This window comes from Streptomyces sp. CNX435, from assembly GCF_059570575.1.
The window spans coordinates 83,505-97,413 of sequence record NZ_JCANTA010000024.1 but is presented as its reverse complement, the minus strand read 5'-3'; the positions used below and the strand labels follow the sequence as shown (position 1 = coordinate 97,413).

Here is a 13,909-nt window from a genome sequence, read left to right as displayed (position 1 = left end):
GTCACTGCCTCGCCGGTTGCCTGGCGGGGGTGGCCAGGTGCGAGCGGACGCTCTTGATCAGCATCGCCATCTCGTAGGCCAGCACGGAGGCGTCCGCGTCGCGTCCGGCGAGCACCGCCAGGTGCGCACCGTGCCCGGCCGCGGCGACGAACAGGACGGAGTTGCTGAGCTCGGTGACGATCTGCCGTACGTCGCCGCCCGAGTCGAAGCGCTTTCCCGCGCTGCGGGCCAGCGAGTAGAGCCCGCTGGCGAGCGCGGCCAGGTGCTCGGCCTCGTCCTGTTCCAGTCCGTCCACGGCCTTCACCAGGCCGTCCGAGGACAACAGCAGCGCGCTGCGCGTGTGCGGCACGCGTTCGACGAGGCCACGGAGCAGCCAGGAGAGATCCGTCTGCTGAGCGGGTGCGGTGTCACTTCCCATGATCGTGTGCTCCTTGTGACGGGATCAGGCCGGTGAGGCGTCCTGAGTGGGGCCCCCGGGGGCCTGTTCCGCCTGGCGGATGCCGTCGCGGAACGCGGCCAGCAGGCCGGTGTCGTGGTCGATGTCGTCCGGCACGGAGGGCTGGTCCGTGTCCCGCAGCTCGGGGCTGAGGTGCGTCTGGCGGCGGCGTTTGGGCAGCGGGGGCGGCGAGCCGTTGGCGGGCTCGGGCGCGCGGGCGGCGGCGGGGGCGGGCGCGGGAGCGGCGGCCCGGGCGGGCTCCGGCTCCGGCTCCGGTCGCGGCTCCGGCTTCGGTCGCGGCTGCGGTCGCGGCTTCGGCCGTACGGGGGTGTTCTCGGGGCTCCCGGCGCTCTCGCCCTCCCGGCCCTGCTGGCCCTCCTGGCCTTGCGGTTCCTCGCCCAGCACCTCGTGCGGCAGCACCAGCACCGCCTGCGTGCCTCCGAAGATGTTGCCCTGCAACTGCACGCTGATGTGGTGCCGCTGGGCGAGCGCGGCGACGACGTACAGCCCTATTCGCCCGTCGAGGAGCAGCTCGCCCAGCGCGATTTCGCGCGGCGAGGCAAGCAGCGCGTTGAGCTTGTTCCGCTCGTCCACCGGGATGCCGAGGCCGCGGTCCTCGACCTCGATCGCCAGCCCGGCGGTGACGCGCTGGACGTGCAGCAGCACGCGCGTGTCCGGGGGCGAGAACGCCGTCGCGTTCTCCGCCAGTTCGGCCATCAGGTGCACCACGTCGGCGACGGCGTGGCCGCGTACCGTTCCCTCGATGGGAAGGACCAGCTTGACCCGCCAGTACTGCTCGATCTCGGCGATCGCGGAGCGCAGCACGTCGCTGACGCTGATCGGCCGTGACCACTGACGGTGCGCGGCGGCGCCGCCGAGCAGCGCCAGGTTCTCCGCGTAGCGGCGGACCCGGGTGGCCAGGTGGTCCACCTGGAACATGCCCTTGAGCAGGTCGGGGTCCTCGACCTGGTTCTCCAGGTCGTCCAGCAGGCCGATCTCCCGGTGGACCAGCGACTGGAGGCGGCGGGCGAGGTTGTCGAAGACCTCGAAGCGCTCGGCGCCGTCGTCGGACTCCCCGCCTGCCCCGCCCCACCGGGTCGCTGCCAGCTCACGCACCGCCGCCTCGGTCGCGCGCTGGGCGGCGGCGATCTCCTCGGCCTCGCGCGCCGCGACCGCCCGCGCGTGGGCCGCCGCGGCCCACCCGGCGCCGACGACGACGGCGACGGTGACCAGGGCCGAAGCCACCAGCAGCCACCAGGCGGTGGATTCGGCGACGCCGGTCAGGGTCCCCCGGCTCGCCAGGAACGCGCCCGCCGCCAGGCCCACAAGCGCGACCAACCCGGCGGGCAGCACCGCCAGCAGCACCGCACGGCGGCGGGCCGCCTCGTGCCCGAGGGCTTGCGGCACGATCGGTCGAAACGTCAAGTCACCCAATACGTTTCCCTGGTTGCGGGCGGCACCTCGAAATTCGCTGCGCGTGCGTCTGGTTCTCACACGGGACCAGCGGTGTGCCCCGAACGACGCGCGCGACGGACTGTAACGGCAACTTCTGTATAGAACCTTGCTGAAATCTCACGAGGTGATGCGGAGACCGAACGTGGCTGCCCAGAGCGCAGCCCAAAGCGCTGACGCGCCCGCGCGCTGTGGGGGAGCCCGCACTGCGGGCGAACGACGGGAGGTCGACGACAGGCTCTACGGTCTACGGTCTACGGCTCGCGGTGCACCTTGTAGCTCGCGGCCTGCGCCCGGGGGCGTACGACCAGCAGGTCGACGTTCACGTGCGGCGGCCGGGTCACCGCCCAGGTGATCGTGTCCGCCACGTCGTCCGACGTCAGCGGCTCCTTCACGCCCGCGTACACGGCGGCGGCCTTCTCCTCGTCGCCACGCATCCGGGTCACGGCGAAGCCCTCGGTGCGGGTCATCCCCGGCGCGATCTCGATGACGCGCACGGGACGGCCGTTCAGCTCCAGCCGCAGGGTGGCGGCGACGCTGTGCTCGGCGAACTTCGCGGCGACGTAGCCCCCGCCGCCCTCGTACACGGCGTGGCCGGCGGTGGAGGTGACGATGACGACCGTGCCGTCGCCGGAGGCGACGAGGGCGGGCAGCAGCGCCTGGGTGAGGTTGAGCGTGCCGATGACGTTCACCTCGTACATCGCCCGCCAGTCGGCCGGGTCGCCGGCCTCGACCTGCTCGGTGCCCAGCGCGCCGCCGGCGTTGTTGACGAGAACGTCGCAGCTGTCCAGGGACGCCGCGAAGGCGTCCACGGCGGCGCGATCGGTGACGTCCAGCGCGTACGGGGTGGCCGCGTGCCCGGCGGCGGTCAGCTCGGCGGCGAGCGCGTCGATACGGTCCTTGCGGCGGGCGGTGAGGACGACGTGGTGGCCGGCGGCGGCGAGCTGGCGGGCCGTGGCCGCGCCGATGCCGCTGCTTGCGCCGGTGACGACTGCGGTAGGCATGGGGCCAGGATAAGCGGGTGGGCTGGGGTGCCGGCGGGGCAGGGCGCGGGCGGTGCGAGCCGCGGATTCCGGGTGGCTGCGGCGCCCGCCGCCGTCGTCGCAGGGCCATTGAGGCACAGTCCGCCGCCGACGGGTCGCCCGCCCCGCGTCCCTCGTACTCGTCGCCATCACCGCCCTGTGCGCCTTCGACAACGTCCTCACCGACACCACCGGGCGCGCGTACGCCGCGTCCACGGCCCCCGCTCCTGGTCCCGCGAGGACCGCGGACACACGATCACGGCCCATGAGTGGACCCCGTACGCCGCCGCGTTCGAGATCCACCTCGCCGACCCGCGCACCCACGACTGCGCGCGCAGCGCTGATCGCCGGCACCGCTCGCGGGGCTCACCCGAGGCTCTTGAGCACCGACTTGGCGAGACGTCGGGTGGCCCCCCGGGGGTCTCACCTCCGGGCTCCCACAGATCCCGGCGTGACGGTCTCCCGTTACCGGGCTCTTCTCAGCCTTGCCGTCAGAACTCCGGGACCCATCGCCAGTGCGCGAAGTAGCGCGGGTAGGGGGCTTCCCCCGACTGCCTCGCGGGCCGGATGGCCGACGTCATGGAGCAGCGCGCGGTGACGGCACAGGCGCTGCCGCACTTGGCTACCCGGCCAGCCAACCCGTCGCGCGGGCGTCCGCGCCGCAACCATCCTGCGAGGACGTCGGGCACGCTCGTACCTCGCCGCCGTCGCGCAGATCCTGCACGCGCGAACGATGCGGTGCCCGTCGGGTTGCGACTCGGTCACGGTGGCCGTGAGGGGTCGGTGAGGTTGAACGGTTTCGGCGCTTCCTCCGTTGTGGAGCCCTGTGGGGGTGGCCGGGGGAGACGGCTGGCCGGGGAGATACTCGCCCAGCATCATGTGCGATTCCGATGTGAAGACCGGAGTCGCCACACCCCTGCCGCACCCGCTCGTCCGTTCCCACCGGCCTGAACTGCACCGTTTCAAGAAAGGATAGAAAATGGCACCGAACTCCAACCAGAGGGATTCCGGCTCGCAGCCAGACTCTCAGCCTCACCAAGGCTCCGCTGCCGCGCATCCTCAGCCAGGTACCTATAACTTTGCCAATCTTGTGCGTAGTTCGGTTGCGCTTCCTGCTCAGCGTCCAAGTACCGATTCATCGGCTCCTTCTCAGGCTGATCTAAGGGCCATGCGGCGGGACGTGGGTGTACCTGATGGTACCGGCCCCGGTTTCCACTTCGCCGATTTGATACGATCCACGGTACCGAGCGCGCAGCCCGATGGGAGTGAGCGTGCGGAGCCCCCCACTTCCCGCACCGGCCCCGGCTTCCGCTTCGCCGACTTCGTAAGAGCCAACGTGCCCAGGGCGCAGAGCGATATGAGTTCGGACGCAGCTTCCCGTCCGGAGTCCGGTCCAACTGCCGCTGACAAGAAGTACGTAGCGCCGGACAAACAGTCCGGGAAAACGCCTCGGCGCTGACGGGGGTGTCCAATAGACGGCGGATCCGATAATCAAGGAGACGCCTGACGATCGCGGCCATCATTGAAACTCTTTCACCCTGCCGCACAGAATGAAAGAGCTTCACTCAGGTTTTCTCTGCGAGATGATTTTGGCGGGGCGGGGTTGGTGTGTTCGTCTCCGGCGGATCGGGCGTTGGGGCCCCTGTGGCGAGGAGGCGTGAAGCCACTGGTAAGAACGGGCCTGCCAAGATCACGTTCATCGAACCAGGGACTTCACGTTGGTTACCCATTCTGCCATGCTCGATGTCCCCCGCCCTGTGGTGGAGTTCCTCGCCCGGCTGCTGGCCGCTCACCGGCGCCAGATCGGGACTCCGCGCAGGTCACGGGTGCTTGGCCCGTTTCACCAGGCCGTGCTGGTGCTGCGCTGGTTCCGGCAGCGAGCCTGCGTGCACTGCCTGGCCGCAGACGCCGGGATCTCACAGGCCACCGGCTACCGGTACCTCGCCGAGGGTATCGACGTGCTGGCCCACCAATCCCCGAACCTGCACACCGTCCTCGACCGCTGTCACCGCCAGGGCCTCAGCCACGTCGTGCTGGACGGCACCCTCATCCCCTGCGACCGGGCCGCCGGGGTGAGAGAGAACGGCAACGACCTGTGGTACTCCGGGAAAGCCCGTCGATTCGGCGGCAACCTCCAGTTCCTGGCCTCACCATGCGGTGACCTGCTGTGGGTCTCCGAGGTAGAGCCGGGCAGCACACCGGATATCACCGCCGCCCGCCGCCATGTCCTGCCCGCCCTTGTACCGCGCGGCCCGCGACGGCCTGCCCACCCTGGCCGATCTGGGCTATCAGGGTGCCGGCATCGGCATCCACACCCCCACCCCCGTCCACCCCGACCGGCCCGAGCCGCTGTGCGCGGACAACCGCAGCCACGACCGACTGCTACGCGGTCTACGAGCCGTGGGCGAACGTGCCGCCGCCACCCTTAAGCAGCGCTGGCGTGCACTCCAGCACATCACACTCAGCCCAAGCAGAATCGGCGCCATCGCCCAAGCCGCACTCGTCCTCAACAACACATGGAACGAAACTCGCTGAGAAAACCTGATTGTCTCGGAGTGCAACTCTGCCATCAGGGAGGAACGCGACTTCGAGGCATCCGCCGGTTCCGGAACTCGCAGAGCTTTTGAACCATTCGGCATTGTCGAGGTCGGGACTTATGTGTCCGCTTGTGCTGGTCATTGCATCTCCTCTGCGGCGCGGTTGATCAGCGCCGGGGTACAGGGTGCGCCTGCGGGTGGGCCGGGTGCCCGGGGGGTGCGGCCCACCCCGCGAACCACCGTCCGCCCGGCGCCGATCCCGCCGGAGCCGGGCTCCACTCCACGGGCCGGGGCGACGCCTGGCCGCCAGCACCCGACGCCGGTTCATGCTGCGGATTGCAGGTGGCTGCGAGGATCGTGCAGGGTCGGGAGCGGAGGGTGCGGGGTCTCGTGGCCGACCTCGAAGGACCGTACTGGTGATCACGATTCTGGAGCTGACGAGGTCCCACACGTGACCCCACGCGGGCCCCGCTCGCATGTACTGAGTGGGTCAGGAGTTCAGCCGGCCTGTTGCGAGATCGGCGATGAAGTCGGCGAACGCCCCGCGGTCGAAGGTGAGGACAGGACCCGACGGGTCCTTGGAGTCCCGCACGCCGATACCGCCCGCGCCCAGGTCAGCCACCTCGACGCATTCGTTGCCGTTGGGGCCGCTGTAGCTGCTCTTGAACCAGCACGCGGCGGGTTCCGCGGGGAGGTAGGGGGAACGGTGAGTCATCCGGAGATCATCTCCTGTCGTACTGCGCCGAGCAGTCGAGCGGAGGCTGACGTGTCGGCCGCCTGGGAGCGAAGGTAATCGAACGTGATTCTATAAGAGGCAACGTCGTCCGGTACGTCCAAGTAGAGCCCACGGCGCCGCATTTCGATATACACGATGCCCATGGAGTTCCGTGGGTCACCCTCATCGTCTCTGCCGAGGATGACGAAGTGCCCGGGGCCCGCGGCGTGCGCGCCCGCGGTGAACGGTAGGACCTGGATGTCGATGTTGGGCCGCTGCATGACCTCCTGCAGGTGCTCCAACTGCTTCCGCATCACCTCCTCGGAGCCGACCACTCGGCGCAGAGCCGCCTCATCCAGAATCACCCACAGGTGCATGGGCGATTCGGTGCGTTCGAGGATGGCTTGGCGCTGCATCCGCGACTCCACCATCCGCTCCACTGCGGCCCGCTCTTCGCGTACCTCACTGGCCTCGTGTACGGCCATGGCGTAGTCGCGCGTTTGCAACAGGCCGGGAACGGCGCCGATTGCGAACACGTACTCGTAGGTGGCTTCGTGTTCGAAGGAGATGAGGGGGTCCATCCACTCGGGTACGGCCGGGTTGCCGACCCACCAACCCTCGTCCTGTGCCCTTGCGATCGAGACGAGGGCGTCGCGTTCCCCGGCGGAGGCGCCGCACGCCTCGGCGATGGCTTTGACCGTGGCCCAGCGGATGCGTGCGCGGTCCTGCCAGGTTTCGTAGCGGCTCACTCGTCAGGCGGGGCGTTGACCGTAGGCGGTCGGCGCTGGCTGGTTCCGCCGTCGTCGTCCGCGCCGCCGCACACCGACGCCGATGTTCTCTGCGAAGCGGTTGCCGCCGCCCTGGCGCACCGGGGGCTGGCCCGGCTGTCCGAGACGAGGGCCGCCGCATGAACGTGCGTCCTGCAACTGCCCACTCGGCGCCCTTGCCCGGCCTTCGTGACCGCGTCGCTGCGGGGGTCGCTGCCCTGCGCCGGGACCACGGTCCCCGGGCGACCTTCGTACTGCCGGGCGGGCACAACGCGGTGCCGCGGCACGCGCGGCGGATCGTCTGCGATGTCCTCGACGGCTGGGCCGTTCCGGCTGACACCCGCGACGACGCCGAGGCGATCATGTCGGAGCTGGTCAACAACACCGTCCTGCACACCCTGAGCCGCCGCATCGAGCTGCGCCTGCGCCTGCACGACCGGCAACTCACCGTCGGCGTGGTCGACCAGGGCCGCGGCTGGCTTCGGCTCGGTGACCAGGCCGGGGAGCACGGGAACGGCGAGCAGGCCGGGGCCGACGTCGATGTGCTGGCCGAGTCCGGGCGCGGGCTGTTCATGGTCGACCGGCTCACCCGGCAGCAGTGGGGGGCGCTCTCTTGTCGCGGCGGCACTCTGGTGTGGGCCCGGCTGACGCTCTCCGCTCCAGCCGTGCCGACGGGGCGGTGACCCGTGCTCGCCGCCGACTCCCTGCCCGCCCCGCCGTCCCCGAGGCGGGCCGCGAACCGCGGGACCCGGACGCAGCTCCCCCGTGCTGCTCCGGGGCCCGCGACCGACGACCGCACGGCCCTGGCCTCCTCGAACTGCTCGTACCGCGAAGGGAACCTCGGTGATCGACAACAGCAGCACCCATGACTCCGCCGCCGACCGGCTGGACAGGGAGCTGCCACACCCCTGCACCTCCCATCCGGACGCCCGCTCAGCCGCGGCCGACTCATCCGAGGAACCGCCTGCCGCGGCGGTGCACGTCATGAGCTTCGGCTACGGGCGCGGCCCGTTCCCCTCCTCCGGCACGGACATCACACTCGACCTGCGCGGCCAGATCAGTGGCTCCTCGGTTCAGGAGTCCGGCGACATCACCGATGTCAACGGCCTGACCGTCTGTGGCGCATGCGCGCAGACGGAGCTGGGGGCGGACGGCGCCGCCGAGCTGGTCGAGGGCGTCGTCCCCCTGGTGGCGGCGTTCCGCAGCGGGACGGGTGAGGGGCCGGTCACCGTGGCCGTGGGGTGCGCCGACGGGCAGTTGTCCGCGACCGTCGCGACCGCGATGCAGCAGCGGATGAACGGCCTGGTCCGCGTGACGGTGGAACACCTCGCTCCCGCGGCCGGGGCCGAGCCGCCGCCCGGGACGAAGCCGGCCGCACCGCAGAATCCCCCTGCTCCGCCGCACTCGGCGAGGGCGGACGGCACGCAGCCGTAGGCGCGGGCCCGCACCACCCGCGGGGGCCCACGGCCCCCGGGACGCAGCCCGCTGAACGCCCGCGGGCCCGCGGGCGGCTGAACCTCACCACCCGATGACTCCGCCCTGCTGAGCAGAAGGGGCAGACAGGGCCGCGCGGCCCGCTGCCGCTGGTGATCACGCTGTCGGCCGTCGCGCACGTCGGCTCCGGCTGCGGATCCCCGGACCCCCCGGACACCCCGGCGAAGATCCCCGCGGAGCGAAGGAGTGCGCCCGGCCGCTGCCGCCGCGCGCCCGGCCGTGCACCCGGCCACGGCGTAGCACGGGCTGCACAGCGGCGGTGGCGGCGTGCAACGCTGTGGTCTTGCGGACAGCGGCCGGAAGGAGTCCCGGATGTATCTCGTGGCGGGAGCGGGCGGCAACGTCGGGTCCGAGGTGGTCAGGGCGCTGGCCGAGCAGGGCGCCGAGGTCCGCGCGCTCACCCGCGGCGGCGAGCTGCCCGGGCTGCCCCCGCGCGCCACCGCCGTGGCCGGCGACCTCGACGACCCCGAGTCGCTCGCCGGCCCCCTCACCGACGTCGACGGCGTCTTCCTGCTCCCCGGCCACCGCGACATGCCCGGCCTCCTCGCCCAGGCCGTACGCGCCGGGGTGGCCCGCGTCGCACTGCTTTCCGGCCGTTCCGCGGCGAGCGGCGACACGGGCAACGCCGTCACCGCGTACATGCTCCGCTCCGAGGAGGCCGTCCGCGTCGCCGGCATCCCGTGGACGGTGATCCGCCCCAGTGCCTTCGCCGCCAACGCCCTGCGCTGGCTGCCGCAGCTGCGCTCCGGCGACGTCGTCCGCGGCCCCTTCGCGGACGTGCCGGTCGCCTGCATCGACCCGTACGACGTGGGCGAGGTCGTCGCCGACACGCTCCTCGGCGACGGCCACGAGGGCCGGGTCTACGAGCTGTCCGGCCCCGAGCCGCTGCTGCCCGGCGAGCAGGTGACCGTCCTCGGCGACGTGCTGGACCGGCCGCTGCGCTTCGAGGGGCTGGACGACGAGACCGCCCGGGCGGAGATGACGGCGGCGATGCCGCGGGAGTACGTGGACGCCTTCTTCGACTTCTACCGTGGCGGCGCGCTGGACGAGTCGCCGGTGCTGCCGACGGTGTACGACATCACGGGGCGGGAGCCCCGTGCGTTCGAGCAGTGGGCCCGGACCCACGCCGACGCCTTCGCCGCCTGACCGGTCGCCGCCGCCTGCCCGGCCTTCGCCGCCTGACGCCTCGTGTGACCCCTCGTGTGCGGATCGCGATGAGTTTTCGTGCATCACACAGTCACTACTCGTAGCGGGGGCGGCGAAGGCGACCAGAGAGGGCGGAGCGGCGATGGCTACGGCGAACACGGCGGCCGAGGAGGACTTCCTGCGGTTGTCCGACCCCTACCGGCGCGAGCTGCTTGCGCACTGTTACCGCATGCTCGGCTCCGTACACGACGCCGAGGACCTGGTGCAGGAGACGTACCTGCGGGCCTGGCGGGCGTACGGGAACTTCGAGGGCCGCTCCTCGCTGCGCACCTGGTTGCACACCATCGCCACCCGCGCCTGCCTCACCGCCCTGGAGGGCCGCCGGCGCCGCCCCCTGCCCACCGGCCTCGGCGGCCCCGGCGACGACCCGGCCGGGCGGCTCGCCGAACGGCCCGAGGTGCCGTGGCTGGAGCCGGTGCCGGACGCGCTGGTGGAGCCGGCGGAGACCGACCCGGCGGCGGTCGTGGGCGCGCGGGAGTCCGTGCGGCTCGCGTTCGTCGCCGCCCTGCAGCACCTGCCGCCGCGGCAGCGCGCGGTGCTGCTGATGCGCGACGTGCTGCGCTGGAAGGCCGCGGAGGTCGCCGAGCTGCTGGACACCTCCACCGCGTCCGTCAACAGCGCGCTGCAGCGCGCCCGCGCGCAGCTGGAGAAGGCCGCGCCGAGCGAGGAGTCGGTCGCCGAGCCGGACGACGCGGTGCGGCGCGAGCTGCTGGACCGGTACGTCGAGGCGTTCGTGGCCAAGGACGTACGGGAGATCGTGCGTCTCTTTACTGAGGACGTGGTCTGGGAGATGCCGCCGTTCCCCGAGTGGTTCCGCGGGCCGGAGAAGGTGGCGACGCTCGCCACCGTGCAATGCCCGTACGCACCCGGGGAGGCGCGGCTGCTGCCGGTGGGCCTCAACGGGCAGCCGGGCTTCGCGCTCTACACCCGCGGCGCCGACGGCGCCCCCGGCACCTATCGGCCCTTCGCGCTGCACGTGCTGACCGTCGCGCCGGGCGGGCGCGGCATCTCGCACGTCGGCTGCTTCTTCGACACGGCGCTGTTCGCCACCGCCGGCCTGCCGGAGGTCCTGACGGACCGGGACCTGACCGACGGGGACCTGACCGACGGGGACCTGACCGACGGGGGGAACCGATGAGGCCCGACGGGAGCGCGCCCCCGGCGCTGCTCGGCGGCGTGGCGCTGCTGGAGCGCTCGGTGACGTACGCCCTGGGGGTGCTGCACCGGATCGGCACCGGCGACCTGCGGCGGCCCACGCCGTGCGCGCAGTGGGACCTCGGGCAGCTCCTCGCGCACGTCGGCGACTCCATGGCGGCGCTCAACGAGGCCGCGGACACGGGCCACATCGCCCTCAAGCCGCAGGCCGCGTACAGCCTCGCCGACCCGGTCAGAGCGGTACGCGACCGGGCCCGGCGGCTGCTCGGCGCGTGGGCGGCGGTGCGGCGGCGGGAGCTGGTGACGGTCGGCCGGCTGCCGCTGGCGGCGGCGGTGGTGACCTGCACGGGAGCGCTGGAGCTGGCGGTGCACGGCTGGGACCTGGCCCGCGCCACCGGGCAGCCGGAGCCGGTGCCGGCGGCGCTCGCGGCGGAACTGCTGGAGCTGGCGCCGCTGTTCGTGGCGGCGGAGGACCGGCCGGCACGGTTCGCGGAGGTGCAGTGGGTGCGGGAGGGGGCGGGACCGGGGGAGCGGCTGGTGGCGTATCTGGGCAGGAGGCCGGACTGGGCCGGGTGAGGGAGCGTACGGGGCGCGGGGCCGGCCGGTGACGGGCCTGCCGGTGAGGGGCCTGGCCCGCGCGCGGTCGTGCGGGGACGATACGGGCCCGGCGTCCCGAGGCGTGCCGGGCGCCGTCCGGCGGCGAACCTGCGGACGCAGCTGCGGCGGCGTACGGGGCTGAGCCCGTCGGCGTACCGGGACCGCTTCGGCCCGGCGGGGGCCGCGCCCGTACCGGAGCGGCCCGCCGGCCCTGTGCCCGCCGGCCCCGTGCCCGTACCGGAAAACGGGTCGGAACCCGCCCCCCGCCCCTGCTAGCCTCCCGGCCATGAAGCGCGCTGTGCAGACGACGACGCCGGACACCGTCCCGGCGCGCTGACCCACGACCCAGCCGAAGCCCCGGGGCGATCCGCCCCGGGGCTTCGGCGTGCGCGCCCCCGCGGGCGGCCACCGTCCCCGACGCACCCGACCCGCGAGGAGCCCACCGTGAAGGACCACCGCCGCCTCGGCCGCGAACTCGACCTCTTCGACACCGACCCCCTCATCGGCGCCGGCCTGCCCTACTGGCTGCCCGCCGGCGCCGCCGTCCGGCAGGCGCTGGAGGAGTACGTCGCCGACGCCGAGCGCCGCGCCGGCTACCAGCGCGTCTACTCGCCCGTGCTCGGCAAGCGCGAGCTGTACGAGCTGTCCGGCCACTGGGAGCACTACCGCGACGACATGTTCCCGCCCATGCAACTCGGCGGACCCGGCGGTGAGGAGGTCGTGCTCCGCCCCAGCCTCTGCCCCCACCACGCCCTCATCTACCGCTCCCGCGAGCGCAGCTACCGCGAACTCCCGCTGCGCATGGCCGAGCTGGGCGGCATGTACCGCGCCGAGCTGTCCGGCGTCCTCGGCGGGCTCACCCGCGTACGCGCCATCCAGCTCAACGACGCGCACGTCTTCTGCACCCTGGAGCAGGTCGCCGACGAGGCGCTGGCGGCGCTGCGGATGATCCGCGAGGCGTACGCCGCGATGGGCCTCGACGCCGCCCGCTACCGGCTCTCGCTGCCCGGCCCCGGCGGCAAGTACGTGCGCGACCCCGAGCTGTGGCGGCGGGCGGGGGCGCTGCTGGAGCAGGCGCTCGCGGCGGCCGGCGTCGCGTACGACGCCGAGGAGGGCGAGGCGGCGTTCTACGGGCCGAAGATCGACGTGCAGGTGCGCGACGCGGCGGGCCGCGAGGCGTCCCTGTCCACCGTGCAGGTCGACTTCCACCAGCCGGCGCGCTTCGGCCTCGCGTACGTGGGCGCGGACGGCGGCCGGCATCGCCCGGTGATGGTGCACCGCTCGGTCGTCGGCAGCGCGGAGCGGGCGGTGGCGCAGCTCATCGAGGTGCACCAGGGGGCGTTTCCGCCGTGGCTGGCTCCGGTGCAGGCGGTGGTGCTGCCGGTGGGGGAGGCGGAGGTGGCGCCGGCGGCGGCGCTGGTGCGGCGGTGCGTCGAGGCGGGGCTGCGCGCGGAGGTGGCCGGGCCGGAGCGGGGCACCCTGGGCGCGCGGGTACGGGCCGCGCGGCTGGCCCCGTACCAGCTGGTGGTCGGTCCGCGGGAGGCGGCCGGCGGGGCGGCGGCGCCGCGGCTGCGCGACGGCCGCCGACCGGAGCCGCTGCCGGCGGCGGAGGCGGTGGCGCGGATGGCGGCGGCGGTGGCGGCGCGGCGCCCGGAGCTGTGGCCGGAGCCGTTGCCGGTCGGGGCACGGGCCGCGCGGTGATCAGAGCCCGTCGAGGTCGTGCCAGTGCTCCTGCCAGCGCCAGTCGATGGCCTGGTCGGCGCGCTGGTAGCGGATGTCCGTCGACAGCCGGTACGTGGCCGCGGTGTTGTCCAGCGACGCGTGCACCATGTGCGCCGAGTGGACGACCATGTCGCCGGCCGCGTAGTCGGCGACGAGCCACCGCGCGTCGTACTCCTCCGCCAGCGCCGGCAGGTCGGCGGTGAGCGAGGCGGCCGGGCGCTTCAGCGTGCCTGCCGCCTCCTCCGCGAGGACGCGCAGGTGGCTGCCCTCCAGGTACACCAGCCCGCCCAGCTCCACCGGGCAGTCGCCGAGCGGGATCCACGAGCTGAGCACCCGGTCCGTACCCTCGCGCAGATAGACGAGGTCGTAGTGCGCCTGCGTGGCCGTGCCGACGCCGGCCTCGCCGGGGCGGGTGTGGCGCAGGATCTTGCGCCGGTGGAGGAACGTCTCGCCGCCGAGGAACCACGCGTACCAGTCACGTACGGCCGGCTGCGCGCAGAACGCGGCGTACTCCGGCCCCGGCACCACCCGGCCGAACAGGGCCTCGCGCTGCTCGCCGCGGGACAGCTCCGGGTCGACGTGCGCGAAGTAGAAGCGGCGGAACTCCCGTACGGCTTCGGGGTCGAGCGCCCCCCGCAGCCACAGGTGCCCCTCCCGCCGCAGGCGCTCCCACAGCGCCTCCCGGTCCTCCCGCTCGGCGTCCGGCACGGGGCGCAGCTCACCGAGGCGGCGGGGGGACTCGTCGAGGACGTATCCGTTGGAGGTGACCATGACCCCAGGATGACCGCGGGGGCCGCCCGGGGCCA

At 73.0% G+C, this 13,909-nt stretch carries 13 protein-coding genes and 2 pseudogenes; 8 read left to right on the top strand and 7 right to left on the bottom strand.

All coding sequences use genetic code 11. From position 1 onward, the window contains the following. Position 1: 1 nt before the first annotated feature. From T328_RS29865 to T328_RS29855, 3 genes are all read right to left on the bottom strand, one after another. Positions 2–418, bottom strand: coding sequence for a roadblock/LC7 domain-containing protein (locus T328_RS29865; RefSeq protein WP_496499330.1), 417 nt, complete (start codon positions 416–418; stop codon positions 2–4). 24 nt (positions 419–442) lie between these two features. Then, positions 443–1,861: a sensor histidine kinase gene (locus T328_RS29860; protein ID WP_496499329.1), complete on the bottom strand. Its 1,419-nt coding sequence runs from the start codon at positions 1,859–1,861 to the stop codon at positions 443–445. 281 nt (positions 1,862–2,142) lie between these two features. After that, a complete protein-coding gene (locus T328_RS29855) occupies positions 2,143–2,892 on the bottom strand; it encodes an SDR family NAD(P)-dependent oxidoreductase (protein WP_496499328.1) in 750 nt (249 codons plus the stop codon). Between the two features lie 1,736 nt (positions 2,893–4,628). On the opposite strand from T328_RS29855, the pseudogene T328_RS29850 reads away from it, so the two are divergent. Continuing rightward, positions 4,629–5,418: pseudogene (locus T328_RS29850) on the top strand (transposase family protein); the annotation flags it as partial. Here the strand turns inward: T328_RS29850 and T328_RS29845 are convergent. The 3 genes from T328_RS29845 to T328_RS29835 form a co-directional block, all read right to left on the bottom strand. After that, positions 5,302–5,589, bottom strand: coding sequence for a DUF397 domain-containing protein (locus T328_RS29845; protein ID WP_496499327.1), 288 nt, complete (start codon positions 5,587–5,589; stop codon positions 5,302–5,304). The pseudogene T328_RS29850 and the gene T328_RS29845 overlap by 117 nt on opposite strands. A gap of 348 nt (positions 5,590–5,937) precedes the next feature. Further along, positions 5,938–6,162 carry a DUF397 domain-containing protein gene (locus T328_RS29840; RefSeq protein ID WP_496499326.1) on the bottom strand — a complete coding sequence of 75 codons (225 nt, stop codon included), beginning with the start codon at positions 6,160–6,162 and terminating at the stop codon, positions 5,938–5,940. Then, complete coding sequence (locus T328_RS29835) at positions 6,159–6,911, bottom strand: DUF5753 domain-containing protein (protein ID WP_496499325.1); 753 nt, start codon at positions 6,909–6,911, stop codon at positions 6,159–6,161. The genes T328_RS29840 and T328_RS29835 overlap by 4 nt, the downstream gene beginning before the upstream one ends. Before the next feature lie 194 nt (positions 6,912–7,105). Here T328_RS29835 and T328_RS29830 point away from each other — a divergent pair, with 194 nt between their 5' ends. The 7 genes and pseudogenes from T328_RS29830 (at position 7,106) to thrS (ending at position 13,082) form a co-directional block, all read left to right on the top strand. After that, a complete protein-coding gene (locus T328_RS29830; RefSeq protein ID WP_496499324.1) occupies positions 7,106–7,612 on the top strand; it encodes an ATP-binding protein in 507 nt (168 codons plus the stop codon). A gap of 160 nt (positions 7,613–7,772) precedes the next feature. Continuing rightward, positions 7,773–8,363, top strand: coding sequence for a hypothetical protein (locus tag T328_RS29825; protein WP_496499323.1), 591 nt, complete (start codon positions 7,773–7,775; stop codon positions 8,361–8,363). Between the two features lie 372 nt (positions 8,364–8,735). After that, positions 8,736–9,569, top strand: a complete 834-nt coding sequence (locus tag T328_RS29820; protein WP_496499322.1) for an NAD(P)H-binding protein — start codon at positions 8,736–8,738, stop codon at positions 9,567–9,569. A 142-nt stretch (positions 9,570–9,711) separates the two neighbouring features. Further along, complete coding sequence (locus T328_RS29815; protein ID WP_496499321.1) at positions 9,712–10,767, top strand: sigma-70 family RNA polymerase sigma factor; 1,056 nt, start codon at positions 9,712–9,714, stop codon at positions 10,765–10,767. After that, complete coding sequence (locus T328_RS29810) at positions 10,764–11,360, top strand: TIGR03086 family metal-binding protein (protein WP_496499320.1); 597 nt, start codon at positions 10,764–10,766, stop codon at positions 11,358–11,360. Before T328_RS29815 ends, T328_RS29810 begins: the two co-directional genes overlap by 4 nt. A 93-nt stretch (positions 11,361–11,453) precedes the next feature. After that, positions 11,454–11,657, top strand: a pseudogene (locus T328_RS29805) (AraC family transcriptional regulator); the annotation flags it as partial. A 57-nt stretch (positions 11,658–11,714) separates the two neighbouring features. Next, entirely contained in the window at positions 11,715–13,082 is a 1,368-nt protein-coding gene (thrS, locus tag T328_RS29800) for a threonine--tRNA ligase (protein ID WP_496499364.1), read from the top strand. On the opposite strand, the gene T328_RS29795 is transcribed toward thrS, so the two are convergent. Further along, positions 13,083–13,874: a phytanoyl-CoA dioxygenase family protein gene (locus T328_RS29795; protein ID WP_496499319.1), complete on the bottom strand. Its 792-nt coding sequence runs from the start codon at positions 13,872–13,874 to the stop codon at positions 13,083–13,085. Positions 13,875–13,909: the final 35 nt, after the last annotated feature.